Genomic DNA, 25,897 nt, shown 5'->3' on the forward strand with positions numbered 1-25,897 from the left:
TATCCCGCCGATGACGCCGGCAGTATGCCGACCGTTGATAGCGGCCAAAGCGCACATCCGCATAGGCACACAGAAAAGCAGCCTGACATCAAGCTCATAAGCATATGCAGCGGAGCAGCGCAAAGCACAAGATCTAAAGGCGAAAAAAAACCCGCTGACCTTGCGGTAGCGGGCTAATTCCAATCCCTTAGGAGGCTTGGAGGAGACAACTGCATCTTATATGGATTTTTTGTGCGACGCAACATGGTAGAAATACGGTATTCAATACAAGATCGCGGGATAGACCCGCAGCACATGGTGCCTGTGCAGGCCTGGAATTGCTGGAAGGCTTGCTGATTCGACCCGGCGTCGCCTCGTCTGTAAAAACCTCAAACTTGTTGAACTATTTGCACTGCAACATATCCAAGCCCGAGCTGGTACCGCATTTCGCTTATTCGCCATGGTGCTGAAAGACGCAAGGCTGTCGCGGTTTATCGCTGTTTATCTCAGTTTATAATAAGCGCCGCTACAAACCCTGTTTGAAAAAATCCGCTTTTGATGACTCTCCGCTTCAATCTGAAAAAAATCGCTGCATACCCTTTTCGCCTGCTGAATATCCTTTCAGTAGCAGCGGCATGCACCGGTGCGTTTTCAGCCTTGGCGGCAACTGCTGTGGCAGAGGATGCAGCAGCCCCCATCCCCAACCCGCCTGACATCAGCAAGTCTTTGCCCGAATTGCCTGGCGAGGATGTCTCTGCCCCTGGCCATACAGACCTGAAGGGAAAAAGCCTGTCACTGAACTACGACAGCATGCAGCAAAAATGGCGCGCCAGTATCGACGAATACAAGAGCAGCAATCCCATGTTCATGTTCGACTATGGCTTACGCCTGACCGACCAGCTCGCGGCCGGCGGCCGCGTGACGCACCAGCGCGAGTATTCCGAAGTCCTGGTCAACGGCGTATATGCGCCTCGCCCCAGCCTGCGTTTCACCGTCTCCGGCGGTCAGCTAAGGCCCAATAGCGACTATGTGTCCGAGTCGGCCAATAACGGGTATAACGCGCTATTGCAGAACAGCTATCTGCTGGACGTTAAGAAATACTGGTCCAAGGATAGCCTGGTATCCGACGTCGGCATCAGTACTTACGTTGTCGAGGCAAACGGCAAATCCACCGGCAAGACCGCGAGCGCTGTCAGCAGCGGCATGGATATGGGCGATACCGAAAGCATGTACCTGGACACGCCTGCGCTGGGCAAAAAAGCCAGCCTGGTCTTCAACCTCGGCTTGCACCCCACCGCCGATAGCCGCGTGGAATGGCGGAGAGAGCGTGGCCGCCTCAACTATTATGTGGGCGACGAAATCAGGGACAGGGAATACCTGATGTCCAGCCGTTTCAAGTATTCGCATAACATCGATAACTGCACGCAATTACAGGGCCGCTATCGCAGCAGCGACAACTATGACCGTATGAACCTGGGCATAGAAAGAAACAACTGGAACTTCAGCATCAGCCGTACCCGCGATGATGGCGTGGCAGATACCGGCTTCCAGATCGGCTACAAGATTCCACTGTCCGGCTCCTTGTCCAGTGTCAGCAACTGCAAGCAAAAACCGGAATCTGCGCCTAGCTTCAGCCCCATCCTGGATACCTCCACCAGCCGCCCCGACCTGTTTCCGCGCGACGCTCTCGTCAAATAAAAAGCACCGGGCTCTGTTGGCCAACGAACAGAGCCTGAACAGCATCTCCCCTACCCTTCAAATTCAATAGAGACGAAGGGGCATAACATGACATTCAGCAATGAAAACTACCGCAAGTTGAAAGAAAAGACAGATCAGGTCAAGGTCGGCATGCTGACGACGATGAATACTGAAGGCTTTCTATTCAGCCGCCCCATGACTAATCAACAGCTGGATGAGGACGGCTATCTGTGGTTTTTTACATCTGACCATTCTACGGTTGCCCAACAGCTCGCACGCAATACGCACGTCAACGTCAGTTTTTCCGATCCGGGCAAGAGCTTGTATATTTCCGTTTCGGGACATGCATCGGTTTCCGGCGATCGCCAGAAAATCGAGCAATTATGGAATCCGCTGGTCGCCGCTTGGTTCCCCAAGGGTAAAGAAGATCCGCAGATTGCACTGATCAAGGTGCATGTCCACGCCGCGGAATACTGGGATGCGGACAGCGGCAAGATGCGGCAATTATTTGCTGTCATCACAGCGGCCATCCTGGGGGAACAACCGAATGATCTCGGCGAGCACGGCAAGATAAGCCGCTGATTTTGCAACAACATCGCTTGTGATGGCCAGGCTCATGACAAGCGATATCCTCATCTCAATCCGCAGCATCGATACCTCATTTGTAACGACGATGTAACAAGCATGTAACAAGCGCTGATTACAATTTGGCAAATCTCGGCATTGTAGGAGCCGTTTGTTTAGCCATTTTTAACCATCGCCAATACAAATGAAAACATCGATATCCCTGCGTCCTTCTGTCGGCCCTATCCGCCGTGCCATGCCTCGCTCTGTTACAGCAGGCTCACTGCTGATCGCCGGCCTGCTGGCCTATGGCTGCGGCGGCGCGGAAAGCTATGAAGCGTCTGCCGTGGATGCCGGACTGAAGTCCGCCTGGGTAGAATTAGGTGCCAACAACCAGGCCGTCGCGCGCGCGATCACTGCTGATGCAGCCTGCCCTGCGATGCTGGTCAATGGCATACGTACCCCGATGACACTGCGCAGCGCCGCCGGCACTATCGCCCTGCGCCCAACTGCCAGCGCAGCGGCGGACTCCAAGCCATCGGCATTCCCCGTCACCTCCTGCGAGTTCCGGTTGCCGTCCACCACGACCGAGGCCGTGATAGGTTCACGCAACCTGCCTATACCAAAATCCAATCCACAGCGCGTTGTCATCCTGGCGGATACAGGATGCCGCCTGAAAAAGGCGGACAATGCATGGCAGGCATGTACCGATGGCGATGCCTGGCCGCTGGCAAGCATTGCGGCTGCTGCATCTGCAATGAAGCCTGACCTGGTACTGCACATAGGCGATTACCATTACCGTGAAAATGCCTGCCCGTCAGACATCGCTGGCTGCCAGGGCAGCCCTTGGGGTTATGGCTGGGATGCATGGGAAGCCGACCTGTTCAAGCCTGCAGCACCATTGCTGGCAGCCGCGCCATGGATCATGGTGCGCGGCAACCATGAAGAATGCGCGCGCGCCGGCCAGGGCTGGTTCCGCTTCCTGGATACGCAAGCCTATGACAGCAAACGCAGTTGCGACGATCCGGCCAATGACGACCTGGGTAACTACACTGATCCGTATGCTGTGGCGATAGGCAGCGATACGCAAGTCATCGTGTTTGATTCAGCCAAGGCAGGCAAAACTGCACTGGCGACCACCGACCTGCAGTTCCAGAAATACCAGGTGCAATTCCAGGCCGTCACGCAACTGGCAGCCAAGGCCAATGTTAACAGCATCTTCACCAATCACCATCCTGTGCTGGCCTTCGCACCGATCGCAGGCAGCACGCCGGCACCGGGCAACCTGGCCCTGCAATCGGTGATGCAATCCGTGACGCCTACGGCCTACTACCCAGCCGGAGTAAAGACAGCGCTGCACGGCCATGTGCATGATTTCCAGGCGATCAATTTCGCGTCCAACCACCCTGCTACTTTTGTATCCGGCAATGGCGGCGACAACCTGGACGTGAACCTGCCTGACCCGTTGCCAGCCAGCGCCATCCCAGCCCCAGGCACGCTGATAGACAAGATCACGCACACCAGCGCCTTCGGCTTCATGGTCATGGACAGGCAAGGCAACGGTAGCTGGGCTTACAAGGCTTATACCCGCGCCGGCAAACTGATGACCACTTGCCAGCAAAACGGCAGCAAGGTTAACTGCGATAAAACAGGCTACCTGCTCCCGAACTAAGCCTATCAATTTGTGAAATTTGTGATTAATTTGTGATTACACAGCCTTACTTCCGGCGGCCATGGGCCGCCGTACTGCTTTTGGCCAGCGGCCTGGCCTTGCTGCTGGCAGCAGCTCCCGGAACCGCCAACAGCCCTGCCGGCAAGGTGCCGCCCTTGCTGACGGCGATGCCTGATCCCTTGATCGTGCCCAAGGTAGACCCCGCACTTGCGGTGCTGGGCCGCAAGCTCTTCTTTGACCAAAGCCTGTCTGAACCGCGCGGCACCAGTTGCGCGGCCTGCCATGTGCCGGAAAAAGCCTTCTCCGGCAATCATGGTTCCGGTCTGGGAGTGGCGCTGGGTAGCAAACCCGGCAGCATGGGCACCCGTAATACCCCGTCACTACTATATCTACGCTATACGCCGTCGCGTTTCTTCTATCAGGATGACGATGCTCTGCTGCCGACTCCCTTCGGCGGTTTTTTCGCTGATGGCAGGGCAGACACGCTGGCGGAACAGGCTATGGGTCCGCTGTTGAATCCCATGGAAATGAACAATAAAAACGCGCTTCAGATTGCCAAGAAACTGGAGCAATCCCACGGCGTGGAAATGCGCTCCAGCTTTGGCAAAGACATCTTCAGGCATCCTGAAAAAGCGGCATCCGCAGCAGGCTTGGCGCTGGAGGCTTTCCTGCGCAGTGAAGAACTCAGCCCGTTCAGCTCACCTTACGACGATCACATCCGCGGCAAGAAAAGCCTGGGTGCAGCAGAACTGAAAGGCTTGAAGCTGTTCAAGGATACCGACAAGGGCAACTGCGCGTCCTGCCACAAGCTCAACGAGACTTCCAACAACCCCGCCCGCTCGCTGTTTACCGACTTTAGCTATGATGCAATCGCCGTGCCGCGCAATAGCAAGATCCCAGCCAACCGCAATAAGGCTCACTACGACAAGGGTTTATGCGAAACCGCGTTCAAGCTGAAATGGAATGACCCCGAACAATGGTGCGCCTACTTCAAGACGCCCAGTCTGCGCAATGTCGCGGTGCGCGAAAACTATATGCACAATGGCGTCTTTACTTCGTTGCGCGATGTGGTCGGCTTTTATGCGACCAGGGCAACCAGTCCTGAGGACTGGTATAAATCCGGCGTAAAATTCGACGACGTGCCGGCACGCTACCAGGGCAACATCAATATCAATTCCGTTCCGTATAACAGGCCAGAAGGCAGCAAGCCGGCACTCACGGAAGAAGAAATCGACTACATCGTCAGCTTCCTGAAGGCGCTGACAGATGCCCCCTACGTGAACAAGGCGGCGGACAAGACAGCAAGCAGAAAATAACCGGATTTCCTGCTAGCGCAAGGCGGGGTCCGCGCGCAAGGTGTCCGCAAGCAGGTCCACAAAACTGCGCACCTTGGCTGGCGCCTGCCGCCCTTCCCTATGCAGTATATGGATGGGCAGGCGAGCAGGTTCATAGTCGTCCAGCACCGTAACCAGTTGCCCGGAAGCCAGGTAAGGCGCAATCTGATAAGACAACAGGCGGGTAAGGCCGAAACCTTTCAGGGCCGCCTCGATCGCCGCGTCGTTATTGGTCACGGTCAGGCGCGGCTTGACCTTCACCGTAGTGCCGCCGGCGGCTTTAGCATCGCCAAAACGCCACTCTATGGTCGGCGACACAGGCGCCGCCACCGTAATAGTGTGCTCGGCCAAGTCCTGCGGCGTATCAGGTCTGCCGCTGGCTGCCAGATAGGCGGGCGAAGCGCAGACTACCCGACGGACGTGCCCGACAGCGATCGCCCGCATCGATGAATCAGGCAATTCGCCTATACGAACCCCGATATCCATGCCCTCTTCCAGCAAATTGACCAGCCTGTCGAGAAACACCGCAGATACTGCCATGTCGGGATAAGCGCGCAGGTAATTCACAATGCTGGGTGTGACGAACATGCGGCCGAACAGCACCGGCGCCGTGATTGCCAGGTGGCCGCGTGGTTCGGCGTTGACGCCGGCTACCGCATCATCTGCCTCATCCGCTTCGGAGATGATGCGGCGGGCGCTTTCCAGATAGCGTATTCCTGAGTCGGTCACGCGTACATAACGCGTGGTGCGGTTCAGCAGCTTTACGCCCAGTCGCTCTTCCAGCATGGATACTGCCCGGGTCACTGCCGGAGGCGACATTGACAGCCTGCGCGCCGCGCCAGCAAAGCTCTCCTCCTCCGCCACCGCAACAAAAACACTCATCAAATGAAATCTGTCCATACGGGCTCCGTTGGTTTTTATAATTCCACTTAAAGAAATAATGAATTAGATATTTTGAATATTCTTAATTCTACAGGAATTATATAAAGAGACTCCATTCGCGATGCAAGCTAAACAAAACAAGGTCACGCGAGCATGCGAGTCCCGCAATCCGTCATTTTTACAAAAGGAAATCACCATGAACCGCATCAGCATTCCAGCAGCAGAACAAACCCCAGCCGCATCACAACCCTTGCTCGCTGCAGTCCATAAACAACTGGGTGTAGTCCCAAATATGATGAAGCTGCTGGGCAACAGTCCAGCGGCACTGGAAGGCTACCTTAGTCTGAGTGGCGCGCTAGGGAAAGGAGCAATCGGCGCCAAAACCGGCGAGCGCATCGCACTGGCCATTGCCGAATACAATGCCTGTGGCTATTGCCTGGCAGCGCATACCTACCTGGGCGGCAACCTGGCAAAACTGGATGCGGCAGAAATCAACGCCAATCGTCAGGGAAGTTCAAACGACGCCAAGGCTAATGCCGCGGTGCGCTTTGCAGTCAGTGTCGCCAAAGCGCGCGGCCATGCAAGTGAAGCGGATCTGCAAGCTGTCAGGGCGGCAGGTTATGGCAATGCAGAAATACTGGAAATCGTGCTGCACGTTGCACTCAACACGCTAACCAATTATGTCAATGAAGTGGCACAAACGGAAGTCGATTTCCCTGTCGCGCTGCCTTTGACCAAATGAACTCTAGATAAATACCATCAACCCGGCAAGGCATGGCATGGCAGGCCGCAAGCAATTGCGGCCTGCCGGCTTTTTTCTATAGCCTGATCTGCCAGCGCGCTCAGGACAATTTCCACCGGATAAACAAGGCAATCGCCGCCGGCAGACCAAATACCAGCCCAAACATCGGCAACTCTTCCTCGACGCTGTAACCGGCCCCGCTCACCCCCATCCACATATTGATCCCCGCACCCAGCAGCCAGAGTGGGAGAAAGATGATCGTCGCCAGCCTGTTCGCGGCAGCACTGCTGGCAGTCATTTTTCGGGCGGCAATATGGCAGGCGCCCAGCACGACAAAGCTAATGAACAGCACGATCACAGTGTGCATATCTACTCCGAAGCAGGTTCTGACGCGGATTCAGTCGCACCAATTGTGAAGGCATAACCGGAAATTATGTGCTGCCCATAAAAAATCATTCCTTTACCACAAGCAAATAATCCGCAGCGGCACACCCTGGATTACACTATAGAACGAAAGCCTCGACCGCTCACCACTTTTACCATGCCGGCCTTCCGGTTTATTCCATGCGCAAGCTATTCAGTTCAGTATTTTTCCTTTGTTTTGCCCCGGCCTTGCACGCGCAAAGCATGCTTCCCACCAATGTCAGCGAAGCGCTGGTCAAAGCCAATCTTCCAGCCCAGTCGCTCAGCGTATGGGTTGCACCAGTTGCCGCGGCCTCCGGCGCTCCTACGCTGTCCATTCTTGCCGACAGGGCAATGAGCCCGGCATCAACGATGAAACTGGTGACTACCATGATCTCGCTGGATGAACTGGGCCCAACCTATCGCTGGAAAACAGCGATGCTGAGTGATGGAGCTGTCAAGAATGAGACCCTGCGCGGCACGCTATACCTGCGAGGCGGTGGCGATCCCAACCTGAGCTGGGACAAGCTGGAACTGATGCTGCGTAGCCTGCAGGCGCAAGGCATCAAGAAGATCAGCGGCGACATCGTGCTGGACCGCAGTTTCTTCCAGCCCACCCGTCTGGACGTGAATGTGCAGCCCTTTGATGAAACGCCGGATGCGTATTACAACGTCATCCCCGACGCCCTGCTGGTACACAGCAACCTGATCAACTTCAGCCTTGACTCTTCCTCCGACAAGATCACCGTTCGCACGTCGCCGCCGATGAACAGGGTCAGCGTGGAAAACCACTTGTCCCTGCACGACCGCAACTGCGCCACCTGGGAAGCCGGCTGGAAGCCGCCGGAAGTTGAAGTGACTCGCAACAAGTCCATCAACCTGATCCTGAGCGGCAGTTTTCCACGCAATTGCAAAGTAGCGACCGAGCTCAATACCCTGGAACGCAATCTGTATATAGAACGCACCATACAAGCCCTGTGGAAGGAAATCGGCGGCACCTGGAGCGGCAATGTGCGCGACGGCGTGACACCGGCAGGCGCCAAAATCCTGGTGGAACGGCAGTCGGAAACGCTGGCCGATACCATACGCATCGTCAACAAGCGTTCAGATAACGCAATGGCGCGCCTGCTGTATTTGACGCTGGGTGCCGAGCAGGCCAGGCTGGGGCTGGGCAGTGGCCAAAACAGCTTACAGGCAGCCAATGACAGGATCATAGGCTGGTTTAACCGGCACGGCATCGACACCAATGGCATCGTGCTGGAAAATGGCTCGGGCCTGTCGCGGCTGGAACGCATCAGCCCGGCTCAAATGGCCGCCTTGCTGAGGGTTGCCGAACACAGCAACTGGTTTGCAGAATTTGCCAGCAGCATGCCCATCGTGGCAGTGGACGGCACCATGCGCAAACGCCTGAAAGGCACGGCAGCGGAAGGACGCGCCAGGATCAAGACAGGCACTTTAAGGAATACGGTGGCCGTCGCCGGCTATGTGCGCGACAGCTATGATGAAAACTGGATCGTAGTTGCCATGATCAATAACGACGACGTTTCCAAAGCACGCATCGTGCTGGATGAGTTGCTGGTGTGGGTGGCAAACGGCAGCGCGGAGGGTGCCAGCAAGCTGGCGCAACAAACCGCTGCCAGGCAAATCCAGGCCCCTGAAAAGCCGTAGTGGAGTCCAGCGCTGGCAGCCGTAACCGGCTAAGGGGTGGGACCAGGAAATCAGGGGTCGATTGCACGATGCGTTAATGCATGCGCGGCCTCCTGCATTTGCTGCTGCGCCAGCTTTTCGTCGCGCGGGAAACCCATAGTCCCCTCATGCAAGCCGATCGCCATCAGTTGCAGCGCCTCCGGGTGCTCCATTTCCGCAGCCTTCTCCAGCCATTTTCTGGCTTCGCCGTCATTTTGCGGCAGCCCTTCTCCGGCCAGATACATATTCGCAACAATGAACATCGCAGCGGGGATATGCTGTCCTGCCGACTTCAGCATCCAGCTTGCTGCTGCCGCTTTATCCGCTGGCCCGGCCAGCCCGTTCCTGTAGATCAGGCCCAGATAATAGGCGGCCACCGCGCTATCTTGCTGCGCCGCCGCATCCAGCAAGGCCAGGGCCTTCTGGTAATCGCGCGGCATGCCGGCCGCGCCGCGAAAATACAATTTCCCCAGCTCGGTCCGCGCAGCGGCAGAGACATCTCCGGGCCGGGCGGCTGCGCTATTGAGCCAGGCCAGTGCCTGGCTCAGCTCCCCGCTTCCTCCACGCAACAGCAGCATACGCCCCAGCGCCAGTTGCGCCTCCGGCATGCCGGCTGCCGCTGCCCGTTTCAACTGAAGTTCTGCCCCGGTGTCTGTCCGGGCCTGCATTTGCAAGGCTGAGATTTCACCTGCCGACGGCATTGGCGACTGCCCTTGCATCAGCCAGGCTGCAGTAACTGACAGTGCCAAAAATACGACAAGCGCCAAGGCCGATAACACTGACCGGAAAAGGGTTTTATTCATGGCAATCAGGAGTATCCTTCATAGGTTTTTGCCGCGCCTTTATACCATAGACAATCTTCATACAGGTACTAAACTGAATAAATCGGCTTATCCGGCATGTTGAAAAAACCAGCATCGCTCCTATATACGGAATGCAAACTTTCACGGAGCATTCACAGGGCAATAGGCCCATGCTCTCAACCTAGGCAACCAACATATGAATACCTCAACTAAGCAAGCAGCATCGTTAAAAATTGATTTCGTGTCCGATGTATCCTGCCCCTGGTGCATCATAGGCCTGAAGTCGCTGGAGCAGGCGTTGGACAATATCGGGGGCCAGGTAAAAACCGAACTGCATTTCCAGCCGTTTGAGCTGAACCCGAATATGGGCGATGAAGGCCAGGATATTACCGAACATCTGGCGGAAAAATACGGTGCCAGCACAGAACAAACCGAGCGCAACCGCGAGGCAATACGCGCGCGCGGCGAAGCCGTCGGCTTTACCTTCAATATGGAAAAACGCGGCCGCATCTACAATACCTTCGATGCCCATCGGCTATTGCATTGGGCCGAGCAGGAAGGCAAGCAGCATGCATTGAAAAAGGCATTGTTCGAAGCCTATTTCACGCTGGGCCAGGACCCCAGCTCGCACGAAGTGCTGCTGGCGCTGGCGGAACAGACAGGCCTGGATAAGGCACGCGCGCAACAGATATTGTCTTCGGATGAATATGCGCAGGAAGTTCGCCTGCAGGAACAGTTTTACCTGAATAGCGGCATCCATTCAGTGCCTGCCATCATCATCAACGACAAGCACCTGATCCAGGGCGGCCAGCCTGCAGAAGTATTTGAGCGCGCTTTGCGCCAAATCGCGGCCGAGCAGACCACGCATTAAGCGACCCTGAACTGGCCGAACGAAAACGGCCCTCTTGTGTAGAGGGCCGCCCTTGAAACTAATCAGCTATTCAATTGGCGCCAGCATCAACTCACGCGCTAATGCCTTAACTAGCATTAATACCGCTGCCAGTATCCGCCGGAAAAGCGCCAGCTACTACCCGCGCGCAGCCAGTGTCCGGGCACCCAGAAATAACCAGGGCGGCGAGGCTCCCAATGACCGGCAACCCAGCTATGCTGTCCGCCGGACCAGCGCCAGTAGCCGCCTATCCACACATGATTGGGACCTGGAGCAACGGTGACGACCTCGACTCTCGGTGCTGGCGGTGCAACCGTGATCACTGTGCTGATGGCACGCGGTTCGGCAATGATTTGCACCCAGCGCCCCTGGTGGAATACCCACCCCCCATGTTCACTGCTCCAGTAGGCTTGCTGATAGACCATGTCCGGACGCGACTGCTCCCAATGCCCGTTGGTCCAAACGTACTCATCCTTGTCCCAGATCCAGTGGCCTGCAATCCAGTAAGAGTCCACATAAGGCGCCGGCGGTATCGTCTCGACTATAGGTGCCGGCGGTGGCGGCATGCTCACCGTCTTTACCCTGTCTATATGCTGCGAGCGCTGCGGCGCTGCGCAGCCGGCCAGCACCATGCCGGCAGCCAGTGCGGCAGATAAGAATAAGCGGCGACGGCACTGCTCTTGCGTTTGGATCATCATTGCTGGTTTCATCAAAATAGGTGAAAAAAATAAACTCATCCTATTAAACGGGAATCCGCAGCGGAAAGAGACTTGATTTACAAAGCATTACAAATTGACATGTTTTGACAAAGGCTCAACCTGCCCCCTACTCTGCCGGTTTGCTGGCGGTGTCCTTGTCCGTCTCTTTCTCGATCGCCTGCCGCTGCGCATCTGCTGCTTTTTGCACATCTTTTTCTACCTGCTTCGCTTTCTGCAGCCCCTTTAGCTGGCCCTCCATGATGTTCGGAGGCGGCTTGTCATCGCTTTTACCGCATGCGCACAATAGGCCAGCCACTAACAAAGGAAACAAAAAACGCATGGTCTACTCCAGAAATGAGTCACGGATGGATTAATTGGTCAGCCGGCCTGCGTAACAGGTAGGCCGTATACAGGATGATACACACAGTATCGAAAACCGAGGCCAGATGCAGGCCTTTCAGCGCCGGCTCGCTCCAGTTCATTGCGACCATCAGCACCAGGCCCAGCTTCTCCACTACAGCGGCAAACATCACCGGGCGCCGCAGCTCCTTGCGCGTGGCCGCGGCAAACAGCAAGGCGCCCAGGCAAAATACGATCAGGCCCCAGTGCCGCGCAAAAAATATCCCGGTTACATCGCCAAGCTGCATGCCGGATGCCCGCAGAAACAATTCAGGTGCAACAAACTGCAGGCCCGGCAGCATAGTCACCACGCCGGTAACATAGAGGATGATCTTGATCGCTTTTTCATTCATGTCTGTCTCTTTTGATTTAATTTGAATTTGCCTAACATGAAGCCTGCTCATCGTATCGTATAACTCTGCTTAATTGTGCGCAATCAATGTTTGCTCCTGCCGCAGTTGGCTTGTCAGATCCGCAAGCCGCTGGAATGAGTATTTCAGTTACTAATGGATGCCAGGGGTAAAATAAGCCGGCTACAGTATTTCACCGCAGACAGGCCGGAAGCCCTATAATCCGCCCTCCCCATGCTCTGCATAAACACGTTCTACAGGATATCGCCATGCTCATCATCACTATCAAACAAGGCAAGGAAAAGAGCCTGCTGGACAAGCAACCATGGATCTATGCCTCTGCGGTAGAACGGGTGGATGGCAAGCATGAAGAGCGCAACAAGCCGGGCGCAACAGCGCTGGTGCAGTCCTCTTCCGGCCAGTTCCTGGCGCGCGCCGCCTATAGCCCCAAATCGCAGATACGTGCCCGCGTGTGGAGCTTCGATCAGAGCGAAGCAGTAGACCATGCGCTGATCAAGCGCCGGATCAAAGCAGCGGTCAGCGCGCATGCCGGTGCGACGCAGGATACTCTGCACCTGATCACCGGCGAAGCAAACGGATTGCCTGGCCTGCTGGTGGACTGGCATGGCGGCAAGCAAGGCTACCTGATATGCCAGTTCAATGCGGCGGGTGTCGATGCCTGGAAAGTGGCGATCGCAAAAAGCCTGATCGCGGAAACCGGCTGCTCCAATGTGTATGAACAAGCTGACGAATTGATGCGCAAGGGCGAAGGCCTGCCTGTGGTATCAGGCGCGCTGGCCGGTGACGAACCTCCTGACGAAAGCTTCGTCACCGAAAAAGGCCAGCGTTTTTCGGTAGATTTGAAGACGGGAAAAAAGCGCAAGCTCGCTTAGTTGGCAGACGCGCGCCTAGACCAGGGGCAGCTTGAACCCCTCATGCGTGGCCTGAAAACCCAGGCTTTCATAAAAACGCAATGCATCCGGGCGCTGCTTGTCCGACGTCAGTTGGAGCAGCCGGCATTTCCTGTCCCTTGCACGCTGTATCGCCCATTCAAAGAATTGCCGGCCTAGGCCCTGCCCGCGATAGCTGCCGTGAATACGAACACCCTCGATCAGACATCGCCAGCTTCCCTGATGCGTCAGATAGGGAATGAAGGTCAACTGCATCATGCCCAATAACCTGCCTCCGTCTTCTACGACGACCAGCTCATTGTTCGGATCGCTGTCTATCGCCGCAAAAGCACTGAGGTAGGCCTGGCTCAAAGGCAGCGAAGGATCTTCGCGCAGCGCACCCAGCTTATCGTCTGCCAATAGAGCCACCAGGCTGCCGAGGTCGGCTGCGCGCGCTTTCCTGAATTCCATGCAGCCTCCGCTTTATTGGCCCAACGATTGCAGCAGTTGCTCCAAATTGCGTACCCGGCCCATTTTCGGAAAGATGTGCTGCACGCTGAATTGATGCAGCTCTTCCGACATGCTGCTCATTGCGTCTTCGGCAAACACCAGTTCAAAGCCTTGGTCGAAGGCCTGCCTCGCCGTGGACTCAACGCCGAAGTTGGTCGCAATACCTGCCATCACGATGGTATGGATGCCGCGGCGACGCAGTTGCTGTTCCAGGTCGGTGCCGTAGAACGCGCCCCATTGCTTCTTCGTGATCAGCACGTCGCCATCCCTGACATCAGCGTCAGGCACCAGCTCGCAGGCATTGGCCGGTAAAGGCGGCGCATCGGCGGGGCGCGTGGTTGGCGTATCTGCACGCAATCTGAGTATCTGGTCCACCAGCACCCTCACATACACAATCGTGGCACCTTTTTCACGAAATGCGTCGGCCAGGCGCGCACAGCGTTGCACTATGTCAGGTCCGGCATGCGGCGCCAATGCGCGACCAACAATGCCGTGCTGCAAATCTATCAGTACCAGTGCGGTGCTTGCCGGTTCCAGGGCCAGGTTGGCAACAGTATCATTCGAGATAGTCATTTTCACTCCTTTTCATTTTTGCAACATGAGGACATCCTCACATTATTATACCGTATAATGTGAGGATGTCCTCAGATACTCAATTATTGAAGCGCCGCACGCCGCGCCAGGCACGCAGCGAAGACCGCCTGGCCGGCATGCTGGATGCAGCGGCAGAACTGATTGCCGAAACCGGCTACGAAGCCGCCACCATGACCGCCATTGCGGAACGCGCCGGATCATCCATAGGCGCGCTGTACCAGTATTTTCGCAACAAAGAAGAAGTCGCCCGCGCGCTGCGCGAGCAATACGGAGAGGAAATGGCGCAAGGCTGGGCCGCCCTGGAGAAAGTCGCAGCGCAACTGACGCTGGAAGAACTGGTGCATCGCCTGTTTGACCTGATGACTGCATTCATGATCGCCAGGCCGGCCTATATTCCACTGCTCAGCGCGCCATTGAACTACCAGCGCAGCGCCGACGCCAGGATGCGCCTGCGTGAACATTTTGCGCGCATCTTCCAGCAAAAACAGCCTGCCCTTGATGTAGCACAGGCTTACCTGATCGCCAATGTCACACTGCAACTGGTCAAGGGCCTGAATCCCCTGTATGCACAAAGCAGCGCCAAAGACAGAATACTGCTGGTGCAGGAATTCAAAACCGTCGTCACCGCCTATCTGACATTGAAGCTGGCCCCGTAGGGCCGGGCCTCAATGCCACGATAAATCAATAGGCCCAGTAAGGCCCCTTGCCCTTGGGCGTGCTGGCGTTTTCCAAGGCGACAAAAACCCGGCGGCCAAAGAAGAATGGCAATCCCCAGTCGAATGTATTATTACCTGCGGTGCCGGCGATATGCGCCGCTGTAATCGGCGCCGGAAGGCTGTCGACACTCTCGATAAAGAAATTGATGGTTCCCGTTGTAGAGCCCTGCGCGTCGCCGGAGATATTGACTGCGCTCAAGCCCAAAGGGCTTGCAGGGCAATAAAAGCCACCGGAAAGCGAGCAAGGAGTAATAGCCGAATCATTGAAGTAATATCCATTGGAACCGCTGTCCAGGTAAGACTCGGTCAAGGTTTTTCCTTTGTATGTGGTCTTGAAATTTCCTGATGAGTTGGTAGCAAACACCGTTTCGGAAGCAAAGGCGTTATTCGTCTGGGTACCTATCCCGAATATCAAGGAACCGGTCACCGAATTCAAGCCTCCTGCGGCAACCGACGGCAAGACGAGAATGACGCCATTATTATCTTGCGGAAATGCAGCCACCGGATTGGATACCTGCTGGGCAATCGGCAAGCTGATGCTATTACAGTTGTTGCCGTCACATGCGTAGTAATGTGCAGTCACGGCTGATGTCGCGCATGCGGGACAATCCTCCTTGAAAACCCCTATCCCCAAAATTCCGTTCGCGCCAAGGTTTGCCACCGTGCCCAAGTTGCTGTTTGCGCTGGATCTGCAAGCAGCCGGCGTGTTTGCAAATGCCGCAGCAGGATCGCCTACGATATTGATTGGTATGCCGGACGCGACCTCGCCAGCCATTTTAACGTCGGCCAATTTGACCGAACCCCAGGTGTAGCCACTGGTGAACTGCACGCACTCGCCGACAGCAACACCTGAGCTTGTTTGCAGTGCAGGCAGGCTCAAGGAAGCATTCAATATACCGGGAGAGATAATACGCAAACCATATGAACCGGTATCGACCAGGATATGATCTATGGTTTGGCAAGTGGTCGTTCCTGGCTGGCAGATAGTCACGCTGACATAGGGCTGGTTGATCACGCCGCTGGCTCCAGCGGGGCCGCTATCAACAATCATCGCCACCGTGTTGTTGACGACCGGAGTGGTCGGTGTTGTGGGCGTAGTCGGAGCACTTGAGCCACCGCCGCCTCCGCAGGCGGCCAGCACCAGTGACGACAGCAGCACCAGGCCGCGTGCGCGCTTGGCAACGGACACTGCCGTGACGCGCGTATGTTTTAATTGGCTTTGCAAGCCGGCAAAAAATCTCATGGGTATTCGCCCCTGTTATTGTGGACTGCGTTTATAGAATGCATGTAACAATGCATCGTCAGGTCTGTTATTGAATGTCGTCCGCGGTAAAGCCGGCCGGCAGCTCCGACGGCAGATAGGCGCTACCCGTATAGGCACGCATATGTCCGCCGGAATGGATGACCACATCAGCCTGATTGACGGATACCTGGGAGTTGCCGGCCTTGGGCTTCCTGGCCGCCTGCGCATTCAGGGTCTCGCCATGTTTGCCCAGCAAGGTTTGCAAATCAGGCATGCTGGGCCCCTTCCAGCTAACCGCAAACACTACTCCGGCCGCTGCATATTCTTTTACGACCGTACCGGAAGATAAGGTGCTTTCGGTCACGTTATAACTGCTTCCATTTTTGCTCGCGGCCAGCGAACGCACCTGGCGGCCGCTATCTTTTGCGCCAAAATCAGTAGGTGCACCACCCAAAGCGGCGCTGGCGGCAGAACAATACGCAGATAACACGAGCAGTGGAATAATAAAGCGCATAAAAATCCCTTAATGAGTCCCTGAATAAGTCGAAATAAGCTGAAGTAAATCCAAATGAAGCACCTGGCAACAATGTAAAGTTTGCTGCAGCAACTGTCTGTAACTGTTGGTAACCGCCATGGTCAGCTTGTCAGCATCCTTGGTTATCCGCGCATATTTTTATGTGCTCCCTCTGTCCATTCTATCAACATACCTGATTATCCTGACAAGCTCATTACCCGGTTCACCATTTAAATTTCAACAAAAAATTGAACCAGTTGCTCACAAACCTGTCCATGAGCTTTACGCCGTTTTACTTGCATTTACATAAACAGCTTTATCTGATCGCCCAGGCCAATTCAAAGAAAGCTATGTACGGGGGCTATCAATCTTTGTTATGATCGCGGCAAGTGCTACAGCAGCATCCAGTTTTTGCTTTTAATTCGGCACTCCTACTAATATACAAGTTAGCACCAAACACAGCGCGTCGCAGATATATCCATCCATGCAGACATATCCATCCATCAAGCCCAGGCCGGCAAGCACTCCAGAGATGTGGCAGTTGCTGCACGCCCGCCTAGGCAGCGGATGGCGCGCATGGATTGCCGTCATCACCGCGATCAGCTTTGTGCTGATGGTATCTACCGCGGTAACGCATCACCACGCGACGTCGCTGGAAGACCAGGGTTGCTCCTTATGTACCGCCGTTGCACACAAGCTGACGGGCGCCGAGCCCGCGCTGCAATTGGCACAGACTGTTATTTTCCTGGCCTACCGCCTGCCCTCCATCGAGGCAGTCAGCGTCAGCTATCCTACTCCCCTGCTTTTCCCGCCTAGCTGCGGCCCTCCTTCCGCCTGCTGATCCGCCCGTAATAGAGAAAATGAAAGAATCCGGTCGTCCCGCTGCCAGCCTGGCAAGCCGATGGCCGATGCTGTTCGCCAAGCTCTGTTGATACGCCATTTCCTTGTCCCGTTGTTTCGCTTTACTCAAGCGCAAGAACGTGGCAAGCCTGGCATCTGGCCTGGCATCTGATTACGCGCCGGATCACACTCCAGGCGCTTTACACATCTGGTTGAAAAACTACTGGCAAGCCCGTGCTCCGCATATTTGCAGCAGCATGGACTAAGACTCTATACAAAGCTTTAAAGGTTTACTATGCAAGGTCCGCAACGCACTCCCCAATTACGCAAGCTGCCACTGATACTGGCCGGCCTCTTTATTACCTCCGTATCCAGCTTCGGCTCCGCCGCCTATGCGGCAACACTGCAAAGTGAAGTCCATAACAACCAGGGCCAGCCCTTGGCCAATACCCAGGTCAGGCTGTTGTCCGCCACCGGAACAGAGGTAGCGCAGACGCAGACCGACGGCAATGGCCGGGCAATATTCGCCAATATCGCCAGCGGACATTACATTGTCGAGGCAAAGACCGGCAATAGCGCCGCCAGCCGCAAGGAGGTAGATATTGCAGCGACAGATGCCAAGTTGGCATTGGTCGTTGATGCGGTTGCCACGGTTGAAGTGACTGCAGCCCATCTGAAAAGCGCCCGCGTAGAGCTATCTCCAAAAATCGGCACAACCGTATATTCGATAGACAAGCATATGGTTGACATGCTGGGCCAGGGCGACAGCACGCCTTTCAATGAAGTCTTATTGCGCCTGCCGGGCGTGGCACAGGACTCCAAGGCTTCCGGCGGCCTGCATGTGCGCGATGACCACGCCAACGTGCAGTACCGCATCAATGGCGTGCAACTGCCAGAAAGCATCACCGGCTTCGGCCAGTCCATCGATACCCGCCAGATCGACGAAACCGACTTCGTGACCGGCGCGCTGCCGGCACAGTTCGGCCTGCGTACAGCCGGCATCGTGGATATCCAGACCAAGGAAGGCCATACTACTCCGGGAGGCCGCATCGGCATCCTGGCCGGCAGCAACAACTACTACAACCCCAGCGCCGAATTTTTCGGCACCAAGGGTGCTTTCAACTACTATTTATCCGGCAGCTTCCTATCCAATTCTTTGGGTATAGAAAACCCGACTCCGGGCCGCAGCGCCATTCATGACGATACAAAACAGACCAAGACCTTCGGCAATCTGTCTTATTTTGTTGATGACAATACCCGCCTGGGCATGATGTTCGGTACGTATAACGGCAAATTCCAGATTCCGAATAATCCCGGACAATCGCCGGCTTTCTCGCTGACAGGCGTCAGTGATGCAGATGCAGGTACCAGCAGCCTGCCATCATCGCAATTGAATGAAAACCAGCGTGAAGTGAACCGTTTCCTGGTGCTGTCCTTCCAGAAAAACCTGGGCGACCTGAACTACCAGTTGTCCGCTTTTCACCAATACTCAGAACTGCACTTCACGCCGGATGCAACAGGTGATCTGGTCTACAACGGCGTCGCGTCGGATACGCTGCGCTCCAACTCATCCAATGGCGTGCAGGCTGATGTCAGCTATAAGCTGAATCCTTCGCATACAATGCGCACCGGCCTTGCCTATACGCGCCAAGTGACGCATAGCGACAATACAGTGGGCGTATTCCCTACCGGCGACGATGGCACGCAAAGCTCGACTGATCCTTTCAGGATTGCCGACAATTCCAGCAAGACCGGCAGCCAGTACAGCCTGTATGCGCAGGATGAATGGCATATCTCTACGCCGCTGACCCTGAACTACGGTGTGCGATTTGACCATGTTTCCGCCTATGTGAATGAGCAGCAGTGGAGCCCGCGCCTGAACCTGGCCTACAAGCTGAGCGACTCCACGGCATTGCATGCCGGCTATTCGCGCTACTTCACTCCGCCACCGCAGGAACTGGCTTCACAGAAAAGCATCAACCTGTATGCAAACACCACCAATGCGCCGGCAATACCGAATTCCGACAATGTGAAATCGGAACGCACGCATTATTTTGACGTCGGCCTCAGCCACAAGGTCAACGACAGATTGACACTGACTGCGGATGCCTATTACAAGAAAATCCGTAATATGCTGGATGAAGGCCAGTTCGGCCAGGCATTGATTTTGTCGCCATTTAACTACGACAAGGGCTATGCCAAGGGTCTGGAATTGTCGGCGGTGTACAACGACAAGAGCTGGGGCGGCTTCCTGAATGTAACTCTGCAAAAAGCACAGGCCAAAAATATCATTTCCGGCCAATCACTGTTTGATCCGGACGAACTGGCGTATATCTCCAACCACTATATCTACGTGGACCACGACCAGACCTATTCCGTGTCCGGCGGCGCGCACTACCATTTTGGCGATTCACAAGTCAGTGCAGATTTCCTGTACGGCAGCGGTTTGCGTAAAACACCGGATGGCGGCGCGCCTAACTCTGCTTCTTTGGCAGCTTACACAACAGTCAATGCGGCATTTACGCATAACTGGAAAAAAACGGCAGTCGGCGATGTGGAAGGACGTATTTCGCTGGTCAATCTGTTCGACAAGTCCTACCTGCTGCGTGACGGTTCCGGTGTCGGCGTAGGCGCTCCGCAATATGGCGCGCGGCGTACCCTGTATGTGGGCATGTCCACCAGCTTCTAAGCGATACCTGTTTTAGATGCTCTCCTGGCGTGGTGTGTGCGATGGCATGCACCACGTTTTTTTTTGAGTGCGCTGCATTTGTATAAAGTGCACAAAGATATAATTCTGTTTCCTCAATCCGCCGGAGCCAAGAGTGGCAAAGATAATTTCCTTATTCAAAACAAGTGCGGCCTGTTCACTTGCCTTCTTATTGGGTGTTGGCATACAAGGCGATATCCAGGCTGCAGAAACTCCTGCAGTCCACACCAGCCTGGATATTTCCAAGGCGCCGGACGCCGCCGACTACGGGCGAAAAAGCCAGACACTGATTGAGGAATGGTACCCGCGCATCAATACCGCTCTTTTCGGCGAGGGGCATCCTCTGCCGTATGACACGATACAAATCATTTTCGAGCCCGTGCTGGGCATCGATGGCGCTGCCGCCTATGCCGACGGCGGCATCATCCACGTATCGTCAAAATATATCCGCATCATGCCTGACGATTTCCGGGCCATGATGATCCATGAGCTGTCGCATGTGAACCAGAACTATCCGCCCTCTCCTTCCGAGAATGCCGGCTGGCTGGTGGAGGGCATTGCGGATTATGTGCGGCACAAGTATTTTGAAAAAGATATCCAGCCGACTTTGAGACTGGATGCAGATGGAAAAATGCGCGGCTACACAAAAGCCGAGCCCTATTTCTATGCGCTGGAGCACGCCGGTGTCAGCCTGCAAGAACAAGGCTATCTGAAGGCCTATACAGTTGCATCCACTTTCCTGTATTGGCTGGAGTCAAGAAAAGACAAGGACATCGTACGCAAACTGAATCTGGCGCTCAGCCGCGGCGAATACTCGGACAAACTGTTTGAAACCTATTGCGGCGCGACACTGGACGGTCTGTGGAAAGAATTTGTCGAAGAATCGAAGGCGAGCCGGCCAAATCCTGTCGGCTGAAGTCACGCTGTAGCGGCTGGAATATTTAGCTTGAATAGCCGGCTTGAATATCTACCTGCTGCTACAGATAGTGCTTTCAAAAGCAGCAGAACCGGTGCTTCCTGCCACGCCGAGTTGCCGCCAGATATAATGGCCGACCTCGGCAATATGCTCGCGATGCGCATACGCCATCGCACCAGCGCCAATAATTTCAAGTACCATAAAGGCCAGCAGCAGCCTGCGAGGCATATGCACTCCCAGGCAACGTCCACCAACCAGGGCCAATCCGGCCACGCAGCAACTCATGATCGCCTCCCAAACTAATCAGGCATATTGCAGATGCGAGATATGCACGTGCAGCCTGGTCGCCAGCTCATGCGCCGTCATCGCATCATTGAAATGGCTGAGATAGGCACCGTCAGGGCCCAGCAGATAAGTCAGCGCAGTATGCGGCACCACGTAGCCATCGTCGGCATCCTCGTCTTCCGCCCGTTTGGCAAATACCTTGAATTTTTGTTTGACGGATTCAATTTGCTCCAGGCTGCCGGTCAGGCCGGTAATGCGCGGATACCGGCTCAAAAAATCCTTCATCACCGGGGGCGTATCGCGCTCCGGATCAACGCTGATATACAAGGCATGCAGATGGCTGGCCTCATCGCGCAGCAAATCAAGCGCCTCGCTGATCCGGGACAAGGCCCGTGGGCATACCTGCCTGCAATGCGTGAAGCCGAAGAAGATCAGTGTCAGTCGCCCCTTGTAATTATCTTGCGTAACCGTATTCCCATGATGGTCGGTCAGGCTGAATCCACCACCGATGGCGACATACCGCACCGCCGCCTTTGCCTGCTCTGGCTCAGCATGGGATTGATGATGGCAACAGGATTTTGCTGCATTCATTGCTGTGGCTGTGTTCATGCTCTTACTCCCAGTGTATGCGCAGTTCACTGTAATCCAGCACCGTGCAGTGAATGATTAATTGATCGCCTCGCTGTTCAATGACCGTATCGCCGGTGGCAACGGCATCGCTGCTGGCCTTCAGCACGCCGTCACGCCATAGGCTCCAGGCTTTCCCCACGGGAGCATTACTGATTGTCAGGTGCGCCAGCGTCGGAACCGGCCTGCGGCCGCCTACCGTCAGCAGCAAGCCCCGCTCCGGGTCATATACGGCGCGCTTCACGTTAAGGCGCGGCTGCATATCCGTCATCGCGGGCTGCGCAAAGTGCTGCTCGTCAAAAGGCTGGCGATACAGATGCATCAGGCCGCCGGGCACGTTCAGCCTGGCATAGGCCAGCAAGGTATTGCCGGTCAGCGGATCCATATAGATCATATTGCCGTCGCCGTCCCATGATGCATCCTGGCGCGGGTAATACAGGCCACCCTTTTCCCACGTTGGCTCCATGCAGGCGTCGGCATGGGCCAGCAGCCCTTGCAAGGTCTCTTCGTCTCCCAGCTCTGAAGCCCACATCGCTGCATAACCGAACTCCGGCGCTGTCCAGCGATAGGCGGTATCTTGTAGTGCGACGGGTACTCCACTATCCGCCGCAGCGCGCCTTGCCGCCACGACGGTAGGTGCCAGCAGTGATACGCGCCCATCGGCATGCCGGTGAAACCATTCCGCAGATTGCCGAGGGTACTGCGAGCGCACCAGATCCGGGTTCCAGGCGTGCATTGCCGCTCCCAGCCAGGCATCCGAACTGGCACGGCCTACAGAAAAGAAATTATCCTGCTGCATGCGCCAGAAATAATAAAAATGGCCATCCTTGTCCAGCATGCCCTTTCTGGTCCAGGCGTCCTTGTAGCTGCTGGTTGCCTCTTCTGAAATCGCACTACCGTGACGCAGATCATGGAAGCGGAAACCCAGCATCGGATACTGGTTGCAAATCAGGAACACGCAATTCGGCTCGCAGGGCACGCCCAGCCAGCCGCTCTCCACCATCTGCCAATAGATCACGTCGTTCAGCTTTTGGAAATCATATTCAAACTTCTGCGGCCCCATGCCCCAGAAAATGGGCGCATGGGTAAATGTCAGCGCACCCGGCTGCGCATAGCGGTCATCATTGAACAGCACTGCATACATGCCTGCCATCGCATGCAGGTGCCCGCTGTACATGATGTTTTCTTTGACTACCGGATCTATCCAGGGATCGCGCAGTGCGGCCAAGTCCGGGTTGATGAATTTGCCGGACTGGCTGGTATCTTTCCAGTATCCCCACACATCCCGCCTGAGCATCTTGCGCATCAGGGAATCGAACACAGGCTGGAACACGCAGGGTGCCGCCGGCAGGCGGTGCAGATGGGCGAGTCCCAGCGTGTAGGCTGCCATTGCCAGTTGATAGCGATAAGAGTCCAGCCATTCCTGCCCCGGGTCTGCATTGCCCATGTGCGACCAGTCGCCGTCGGGCTGGGTAGCAAGATTCTCTATATGCCGCAGATGTCCTATTTGCAGGTCGTCCAGGCCATTGACAGCATAACTTCCGGGAATGAGCTGAGTATCGGCCTGGGTATCGACCGTAGCAAACGCTGCCGGGTTTAGGCCGGGTGGGGGGATGAGTTCTGTTGTTGTCATGCTTTGTCTCCGCAGGAAATACAGTCGCCATGCCTGGGCTCGCACCCCGCATGCCGATCCAATTCCGGTTTTTATTTTTATGATTGCCGGCTCGTTTTATCCAATATAACTGAACACGTTCACTTAATCAAGTAAGGGTTTTCAACAAGCTGGCATCCGGGCTTGCCTGACGTATAATTAATTTTTATCTGGATTTAAAGCAATAATGGAAAAACAGACAGCCCGTACTGACCGCAGCCGGGCCCGCGCCACAGAAGACAAGGAAAAAGTCCGCGAGGCCATAGTGAGTGCAGGCCGTCAGCTATTTGCAACCGAAGATCCGGCCACAGTTTCCCTGCGCCGTATCGCCACCTTCGCCGGCTATTCTCCTGCCACCATCTACAACTATTTCGACGACTACCGTGCGCTATACACTGCGGTGCGCGCACATGAAATGGAGCTGGCAACCAAGCGCTTCGAGCGCATTGCCGCGCGCACCAAGGACCCTGAAGACCGGGTCCGCAAGTTGTTCCTGGGGACAGCGCAATACTGGCTGAAGCATCTGGATGACTTTGACCTGGTATTTGCGTTGCCGGTAAAAAAAGCATCGGTGCTAACTAACGAAAACAAGCCTTTCGGACAATCGCCGACAGTGACCAGGGCACTGAAGGTTTACTATGGCGCAATGCATGCCTACTTCGACAGCCTGCCGCGCCACCCCATACCTGCCCGGCTTGCTGCAGACACGCTGCTGGCAGCAGTGCACGGCATCATCTCCTTCCCTCGCATGACCCGCACCATGGTATGGTCGGACATGGAAACAATGGCAAAGAACGTGATTGACGGCATGCTGCACCAGTGGAGTTCAGTTTCCAAATGAATGCATCGGATACCGATTTGAAGACCAGCGACGCAGGCAGCCTCAGCCCCGCCCCATCTGGAATAGCTGGAAAATATGGAGCCTTGCTGTTCGATATGGATGGCACCCTGCTCAGTTCCATCAAGGCTGCGGAACGCATCTGGGGTGCGTGGGCTGCACGTCAGGGACTGGATGTTGATGCGTTTCTCAAAACCATACACGGCGCGCGCGCAATTGACACCATCCGGCAACTGGCGCTGCCGGGAATTGATGCGGAACGGGAGGCGCAGGAAATTACACGTGCAGAAATTGCCGATATCGATGGAGTTGTCGAAATACCTGGCGCCATCCGCTTCTTGCTGTCCCTGCCATCGGATAAATGGGCGATTGTGACCTCTGCGCCAAAAGCGCTGGCGATGCGGCGCCTGCAGGCTGCCGGCATTCCGCTACCTGCGGTGCTGATCACATCCGAAGATGTAGAAAGAGGCAAACCCCAGCCGGACTGCTATCTGCTGGCAGCCCAAAAGCTGGGCGTCTCTTCGAATGATTGTTTGATATTTGAAGATGCTGCTGCCGGCATTGCTGCGGGCGAGACCGCCGGCGCTACAGTAGTGGTAGTCACATCAACCCATGAGCATAAAATCGAGACGACACACGCCACGATATGCAATTACGAAGAACTGTTTGCCGAGGTGGATGCAAACGGCCTGATGCACATCAAGGCACATTAAAGCGCACCACTAAGCCGCGCCAAAATTCACCTGGCCTGCGGCATAGGCTTGCATCAGGCATCCAGCCATTCCCACAGCATATCCCAATCGTTAGGCTGGAATGTTCCTTCCCTGCGCAGCAGGATATGCCGTTTCCTGTCCAGTACAAAGTGGGTAGGCTGCTTCGCTATTGTGCCGAAACTATCTTTGTGTCCCGGCGCATTGCGCCACAATATAGGAAAGCGCTGCTCTTTCGGCACTGTGACAGACACGATCTGATTGTAGGCATCAAAATCGGCCTTGTTCTGATCCATGCTGATGCCAAGCAGGATGAAATTGCGTTTGACATTGCGCACATAAAACTCACGCATCAATTTCAGGTCGTGGTTGCACAGGTTGCAGCCTGCAGTGAAAAAGCTGACCAGGACAGTCTGCTTGGGGAAATCGGTCAACGCCAGCTTCTTGCCATTGGCATCGACACCACTCAGGCTATGCTCCAGCAATTCCAGTTCTGTCTGCGGCGCACTGGCAGAGGAAGAAACGGAAGAAGCAGAAGAAGCCGGCGCTTGCGCTTGCGAAGAACCCAATACTCCCAGACCTCCCAGGCACAAGCCTCCGGCCGCAAGCTGCAGGAACTGTCGCTTCTTCATATTTCTCCCTCGTGATTTCGTTCAAATGTGCCGCGCCCCTGCACGCGGCATGCCTCAGCAAGCTTTATCAGCACCGATCCTTGCTGCGGATACAAGCTTGGTCGGCGGCAATTGCAATAAACTTAC

General features: G+C 55.5%; 28 protein-coding genes. 14 read left to right on the forward strand and 14 right to left on the reverse strand.

Translation table 11 applies throughout. From position 1 onward, the window contains the following. The first annotated feature begins 537 nt into the window (after positions 1 to 537). The 4 genes from IEW12_RS02020 to IEW12_RS02035 all read left to right on the forward strand — a co-directional run bounded on the left by IEW12_RS02020 (position 538) and on the right by IEW12_RS02035 (position 5,229). Positions 538 to 1,677, forward strand: a complete 1,140-nt coding sequence (locus IEW12_RS02020) for a hypothetical protein (RefSeq protein ID WP_188564318.1) — start codon at positions 538 to 540, stop codon at positions 1,675 to 1,677. 87 nt (positions 1,678 to 1,764) lie between these two features. Continuing rightward, positions 1,765 to 2,259 (forward strand): pyridoxamine 5'-phosphate oxidase family protein, encoded by a 495-nt coding sequence (locus tag IEW12_RS02025; protein WP_188564319.1) that lies wholly within the window; start codon positions 1,765 to 1,767, stop codon positions 2,257 to 2,259. Positions 2,260 to 2,446: 187 nt separating this feature from the next. Beyond that, positions 2,447 to 3,913 carry a metallophosphoesterase gene (locus IEW12_RS02030; RefSeq protein ID WP_188564320.1) on the forward strand — a complete coding sequence of 489 codons (1,467 nt, stop codon included), beginning with the start codon at positions 2,447 to 2,449 and terminating at the stop codon, positions 3,911 to 3,913. Between the two features lie 32 nt (positions 3,914 to 3,945). Beyond that, positions 3,946 to 5,229 carry a cytochrome-c peroxidase gene (locus tag IEW12_RS02035; RefSeq protein WP_229750858.1) on the forward strand — a complete coding sequence of 428 codons (1,284 nt, stop codon included), beginning with the start codon at positions 3,946 to 3,948 and terminating at the stop codon, positions 5,227 to 5,229. A gap of 12 nt (positions 5,230 to 5,241) precedes the next feature. On the opposite strand, the gene IEW12_RS02040 is transcribed toward IEW12_RS02035, so the two are convergent. Beyond that, a complete protein-coding gene (locus tag IEW12_RS02040) occupies positions 5,242 to 6,147 on the reverse strand; it encodes a LysR family transcriptional regulator (RefSeq protein WP_188564321.1) in 906 nt (301 codons plus the stop codon). Between the two features lie 178 nt (positions 6,148 to 6,325). Between IEW12_RS02040 and IEW12_RS02045 the strand changes: the two genes are divergently transcribed. After that, the gene (locus tag IEW12_RS02045; protein WP_188564322.1) at positions 6,326 to 6,871 is read left to right on the forward strand and encodes a carboxymuconolactone decarboxylase family protein; all 546 of its coding nucleotides are present in this window, start codon (positions 6,326 to 6,328) and stop codon (positions 6,869 to 6,871) included. Positions 6,872 to 6,971: 100 nt separating this feature from the next. On the opposite strand, the gene IEW12_RS02050 is transcribed toward IEW12_RS02045, so the two are convergent. Next, entirely contained in the window at positions 6,972 to 7,238 is a 267-nt protein-coding gene (locus IEW12_RS02050) for a hypothetical protein (protein ID WP_229750859.1), read from the reverse strand. Between the two features lie 260 nt (positions 7,239 to 7,498). On the opposite strand from IEW12_RS02050, the gene dacB reads away from it, so the two are divergent. Beyond that, entirely contained in the window at positions 7,499 to 8,941 is a 1,443-nt protein-coding gene (gene dacB / locus IEW12_RS02055) for a D-alanyl-D-alanine carboxypeptidase/D-alanyl-D-alanine endopeptidase (RefSeq protein ID WP_188564323.1), read from the forward strand. 50 nt (positions 8,942 to 8,991) lie between these two features. Here the strand turns inward: dacB and IEW12_RS02060 are convergent, their stop codons facing one another. After that, entirely contained in the window at positions 8,992 to 9,762 is a 771-nt protein-coding gene (locus tag IEW12_RS02060) for a tetratricopeptide repeat protein (RefSeq protein WP_188564324.1), read from the reverse strand. Positions 9,763 to 9,958: 196 nt separating this feature from the next. Here IEW12_RS02060 and IEW12_RS02065 point away from each other — a divergent pair, with 196 nt between their 5' ends. Then, entirely contained in the window at positions 9,959 to 10,633 is a 675-nt protein-coding gene (locus IEW12_RS02065; RefSeq protein WP_188564325.1) for a DsbA family oxidoreductase, read from the forward strand. Between the two features lie 116 nt (positions 10,634 to 10,749). Here the strand turns inward: IEW12_RS02065 and IEW12_RS02070 are convergent, their stop codons facing one another. The 3 genes from IEW12_RS02070 to IEW12_RS02080 all read right to left on the reverse strand — a co-directional run bounded on the left by IEW12_RS02070 (position 10,750) and on the right by IEW12_RS02080 (position 12,101). Beyond that, entirely contained in the window at positions 10,750 to 11,349 is a 600-nt protein-coding gene (locus IEW12_RS02070; protein WP_229750860.1) for a hypothetical protein, read from the reverse strand. A gap of 127 nt (positions 11,350 to 11,476) precedes the next feature. Next, positions 11,477 to 11,689, reverse strand: a complete 213-nt coding sequence (locus IEW12_RS02075; RefSeq protein WP_188564326.1) for a hypothetical protein — start codon at positions 11,687 to 11,689, stop codon at positions 11,477 to 11,479. Between the two features lie 19 nt (positions 11,690 to 11,708). After that, a complete protein-coding gene (locus IEW12_RS02080; RefSeq protein WP_188564327.1) occupies positions 11,709 to 12,101 on the reverse strand; it encodes a hypothetical protein in 393 nt (130 codons plus the stop codon). Between the two features lie 266 nt (positions 12,102 to 12,367). Here IEW12_RS02080 and IEW12_RS02085 point away from each other — a divergent pair, with 266 nt between their 5' ends. After that, positions 12,368 to 12,991 carry a class I SAM-dependent rRNA methyltransferase gene (locus IEW12_RS02085; protein WP_188564328.1) on the forward strand — a complete coding sequence of 208 codons (624 nt, stop codon included), beginning with the start codon at positions 12,368 to 12,370 and terminating at the stop codon, positions 12,989 to 12,991. A gap of 15 nt (positions 12,992 to 13,006) precedes the next feature. Here IEW12_RS02085 and IEW12_RS02090 read toward each other — a convergent pair whose 3' ends face one another. Both IEW12_RS02090 and IEW12_RS02095 read right to left on the reverse strand, forming a co-directional pair. Beyond that, complete coding sequence (locus tag IEW12_RS02090) at positions 13,007 to 13,459, reverse strand: GNAT family N-acetyltransferase (protein ID WP_188564329.1); 453 nt, start codon at positions 13,457 to 13,459, stop codon at positions 13,007 to 13,009. Between the two features lie 12 nt (positions 13,460 to 13,471). Next, positions 13,472 to 14,071, reverse strand: coding sequence for a hydrolase (locus IEW12_RS02095; protein ID WP_188564330.1), 600 nt, complete (start codon positions 14,069 to 14,071; stop codon positions 13,472 to 13,474). A gap of 65 nt (positions 14,072 to 14,136) precedes the next feature. Between IEW12_RS02095 and IEW12_RS02100 the strand changes: the two genes are divergently transcribed. Next, complete coding sequence (locus tag IEW12_RS02100) at positions 14,137 to 14,748, forward strand: TetR/AcrR family transcriptional regulator (RefSeq protein WP_229750861.1); 612 nt, start codon at positions 14,137 to 14,139, stop codon at positions 14,746 to 14,748. Between the two features lie 25 nt (positions 14,749 to 14,773). Here the strand turns inward: IEW12_RS02100 and IEW12_RS02105 are convergent, their stop codons facing one another. Beyond that, positions 14,774 to 16,051, reverse strand: coding sequence for a DUF3443 domain-containing protein (locus IEW12_RS02105; protein WP_188564332.1), 1,278 nt, complete (start codon positions 16,049 to 16,051; stop codon positions 14,774 to 14,776). Between the two features lie 67 nt (positions 16,052 to 16,118). Further along, positions 16,119 to 16,565 (reverse strand): DUF2844 domain-containing protein, encoded by a 447-nt coding sequence (locus IEW12_RS02110; protein WP_188564333.1) that lies wholly within the window; start codon positions 16,563 to 16,565, stop codon positions 16,119 to 16,121. Between the two features lie 484 nt (positions 16,566 to 17,049). Here IEW12_RS02110 and IEW12_RS02115 point away from each other — a divergent pair, with 484 nt between their 5' ends. The 3 genes from IEW12_RS02115 to IEW12_RS02125 all read left to right on the forward strand — a co-directional run bounded on the left by IEW12_RS02115 (position 17,050) and on the right by IEW12_RS02125 (position 21,028). Next, on the forward strand, positions 17,050 to 17,406 hold the full coding sequence (locus IEW12_RS02115) for a hypothetical protein (protein WP_188564334.1): 357 nt from the start codon (positions 17,050 to 17,052) through the stop codon (positions 17,404 to 17,406). A gap of 294 nt (positions 17,407 to 17,700) precedes the next feature. Continuing rightward, entirely contained in the window at positions 17,701 to 20,094 is a 2,394-nt protein-coding gene (locus tag IEW12_RS02120; RefSeq protein ID WP_229750862.1) for a TonB-dependent receptor domain-containing protein, read from the forward strand. Between the two features lie 133 nt (positions 20,095 to 20,227). Further along, complete coding sequence (locus tag IEW12_RS02125) at positions 20,228 to 21,028, forward strand: basic secretory protein-like protein (RefSeq protein ID WP_188564335.1); 801 nt, start codon at positions 20,228 to 20,230, stop codon at positions 21,026 to 21,028. A gap of 51 nt (positions 21,029 to 21,079) precedes the next feature. On the opposite strand, the gene IEW12_RS02130 is transcribed toward IEW12_RS02125, so the two are convergent. Genes IEW12_RS02130 through IEW12_RS02140 form a run of 3 tightly spaced genes read right to left on the reverse strand, consistent with a single transcriptional unit; the run spans position 21,080 to position 23,573 of the window. Next, complete coding sequence (locus IEW12_RS02130) at positions 21,080 to 21,313, reverse strand: hypothetical protein (protein ID WP_188564336.1); 234 nt, start codon at positions 21,311 to 21,313, stop codon at positions 21,080 to 21,082. A gap of 18 nt (positions 21,314 to 21,331) precedes the next feature. Further along, positions 21,332 to 21,922 carry an SCO family protein gene (locus tag IEW12_RS02135; protein ID WP_229750863.1) on the reverse strand — a complete coding sequence of 197 codons (591 nt, stop codon included), beginning with the start codon at positions 21,920 to 21,922 and terminating at the stop codon, positions 21,332 to 21,334. Between the two features lie 4 nt (positions 21,923 to 21,926). Next, positions 21,927 to 23,573, reverse strand: a complete 1,647-nt coding sequence (locus IEW12_RS02140; protein WP_188564337.1) for a linalool dehydratase/isomerase domain-containing protein — start codon at positions 23,571 to 23,573, stop codon at positions 21,927 to 21,929. A 205-nt stretch (positions 23,574 to 23,778) separates the two neighbouring features. On the opposite strand from IEW12_RS02140, the gene IEW12_RS02145 reads away from it, so the two are divergent. Beyond that, positions 23,779 to 24,432, forward strand: coding sequence for a TetR/AcrR family transcriptional regulator (locus tag IEW12_RS02145; RefSeq protein WP_188564338.1), 654 nt, complete (start codon positions 23,779 to 23,781; stop codon positions 24,430 to 24,432). After that, on the forward strand, positions 24,429 to 25,142 hold the full coding sequence (locus IEW12_RS02150) for an HAD family hydrolase (RefSeq protein ID WP_188564339.1): 714 nt from the start codon (positions 24,429 to 24,431) through the stop codon (positions 25,140 to 25,142). The genes IEW12_RS02145 and IEW12_RS02150 overlap by 4 nt, the downstream gene beginning before the upstream one ends. Before the next feature lie 53 nt (positions 25,143 to 25,195). On the opposite strand, the gene IEW12_RS02155 is transcribed toward IEW12_RS02150, so the two are convergent. Further along, the gene (locus IEW12_RS02155; RefSeq protein WP_188564340.1) at positions 25,196 to 25,771 is read right to left on the reverse strand and encodes a peroxiredoxin family protein; all 576 of its coding nucleotides are present in this window, start codon (positions 25,769 to 25,771) and stop codon (positions 25,196 to 25,198) included. Between the last annotated feature and the right edge of the window lie 126 nt (positions 25,772 to 25,897).

The organism is Parundibacterium terreum (assembly GCF_014636315.1).
In the GTDB taxonomy this organism is placed as follows: domain Bacteria; phylum Pseudomonadota; class Gammaproteobacteria; order Burkholderiales; family Burkholderiaceae_D; genus Undibacterium; species Undibacterium terreum.

Excerpts from the sequence above, each read along its gene's own strand:
- IEW12_RS02130 (WP_188564336.1), bottom strand. The coding sequence starts at position 21,313 with ATGAGTTGCTGCGTGGCCGGATTGGCCCTGGTTGGTGGACGTTGCCTG.
- IEW12_RS02075 (WP_188564326.1), bottom strand. The coding sequence starts at position 11,689 with ATGCGTTTTTTGTTTCCTTTGTTAGTGGCTGGCCTATTGTGCGCATGC.
- IEW12_RS02135 (WP_229750863.1), bottom strand. The coding sequence starts at position 21,922 with ATGAACACAGCCACAGCAATGAATGCAGCAAAATCCTGTTGCCATCAT.
- IEW12_RS02150 (WP_188564339.1), top strand. The coding sequence starts at position 24,429 with ATGAATGCATCGGATACCGATTTGAAGACCAGCGACGCAGGCAGCCTC.
- IEW12_RS02090 (WP_188564329.1), bottom strand. The coding sequence starts at position 13,459 with ATGGAATTCAGGAAAGCGCGCGCAGCCGACCTCGGCAGCCTGGTGGCT.
- IEW12_RS02110 (WP_188564333.1), bottom strand. The coding sequence starts at position 16,565 with ATGCGCTTTATTATTCCACTGCTCGTGTTATCTGCGTATTGTTCTGCC.
- IEW12_RS02120 (WP_229750862.1), top strand. The coding sequence starts at position 17,701 with ATGCAAGGTCCGCAACGCACTCCCCAATTACGCAAGCTGCCACTGATA.
- IEW12_RS02155 (WP_188564340.1), bottom strand. The coding sequence starts at position 25,771 with ATGAAGAAGCGACAGTTCCTGCAGCTTGCGGCCGGAGGCTTGTGCCTG.
- IEW12_RS02115 (WP_188564334.1), top strand. The coding sequence starts at position 17,050 with ATGCAGACATATCCATCCATCAAGCCCAGGCCGGCAAGCACTCCAGAG.
- IEW12_RS02070 (WP_229750860.1), bottom strand. The coding sequence starts at position 11,349 with ATGATGATCCAAACGCAAGAGCAGTGCCGTCGCCGCTTATTCTTATCT.
- IEW12_RS02105 (WP_188564332.1), bottom strand. The coding sequence starts at position 16,051 with ATGAGATTTTTTGCCGGCTTGCAAAGCCAATTAAAACATACGCGCGTC.
- dacB (WP_188564323.1), top strand. The coding sequence starts at position 7,499 with ATGCTTCCCACCAATGTCAGCGAAGCGCTGGTCAAAGCCAATCTTCCA.
- IEW12_RS02140 (WP_188564337.1), bottom strand. The coding sequence starts at position 23,573 with ATGACAACAACAGAACTCATCCCCCCACCCGGCCTAAACCCGGCAGCG.
- IEW12_RS02060 (WP_188564324.1), bottom strand. The coding sequence starts at position 9,762 with ATGAATAAAACCCTTTTCCGGTCAGTGTTATCGGCCTTGGCGCTTGTC.
- IEW12_RS02050 (WP_229750859.1), bottom strand. The coding sequence starts at position 7,238 with ATGCACACTGTGATCGTGCTGTTCATTAGCTTTGTCGTGCTGGGCGCC.
- IEW12_RS02095 (WP_188564330.1), bottom strand. The coding sequence starts at position 14,071 with ATGACTATCTCGAATGATACTGTTGCCAACCTGGCCCTGGAACCGGCA.
- IEW12_RS02025 (WP_188564319.1), top strand. The coding sequence starts at position 1,765 with ATGACATTCAGCAATGAAAACTACCGCAAGTTGAAAGAAAAGACAGAT.
- IEW12_RS02045 (WP_188564322.1), top strand. The coding sequence starts at position 6,326 with ATGAACCGCATCAGCATTCCAGCAGCAGAACAAACCCCAGCCGCATCA.
- IEW12_RS02100 (WP_229750861.1), top strand. The coding sequence starts at position 14,137 with ATGTCCTCAGATACTCAATTATTGAAGCGCCGCACGCCGCGCCAGGCA.
- IEW12_RS02040 (WP_188564321.1), bottom strand. The coding sequence starts at position 6,147 with ATGGACAGATTTCATTTGATGAGTGTTTTTGTTGCGGTGGCGGAGGAG.
- IEW12_RS02065 (WP_188564325.1), top strand. The coding sequence starts at position 9,959 with ATGAATACCTCAACTAAGCAAGCAGCATCGTTAAAAATTGATTTCGTG.
- IEW12_RS02145 (WP_188564338.1), top strand. The coding sequence starts at position 23,779 with ATGGAAAAACAGACAGCCCGTACTGACCGCAGCCGGGCCCGCGCCACA.
- IEW12_RS02085 (WP_188564328.1), top strand. The coding sequence starts at position 12,368 with ATGCTCATCATCACTATCAAACAAGGCAAGGAAAAGAGCCTGCTGGAC.
- IEW12_RS02020 (WP_188564318.1), top strand. The coding sequence starts at position 538 with ATGACTCTCCGCTTCAATCTGAAAAAAATCGCTGCATACCCTTTTCGC.
- IEW12_RS02030 (WP_188564320.1), top strand. The coding sequence starts at position 2,447 with ATGAAAACATCGATATCCCTGCGTCCTTCTGTCGGCCCTATCCGCCGT.
- IEW12_RS02080 (WP_188564327.1), bottom strand. The coding sequence starts at position 12,101 with ATGAATGAAAAAGCGATCAAGATCATCCTCTATGTTACCGGCGTGGTG.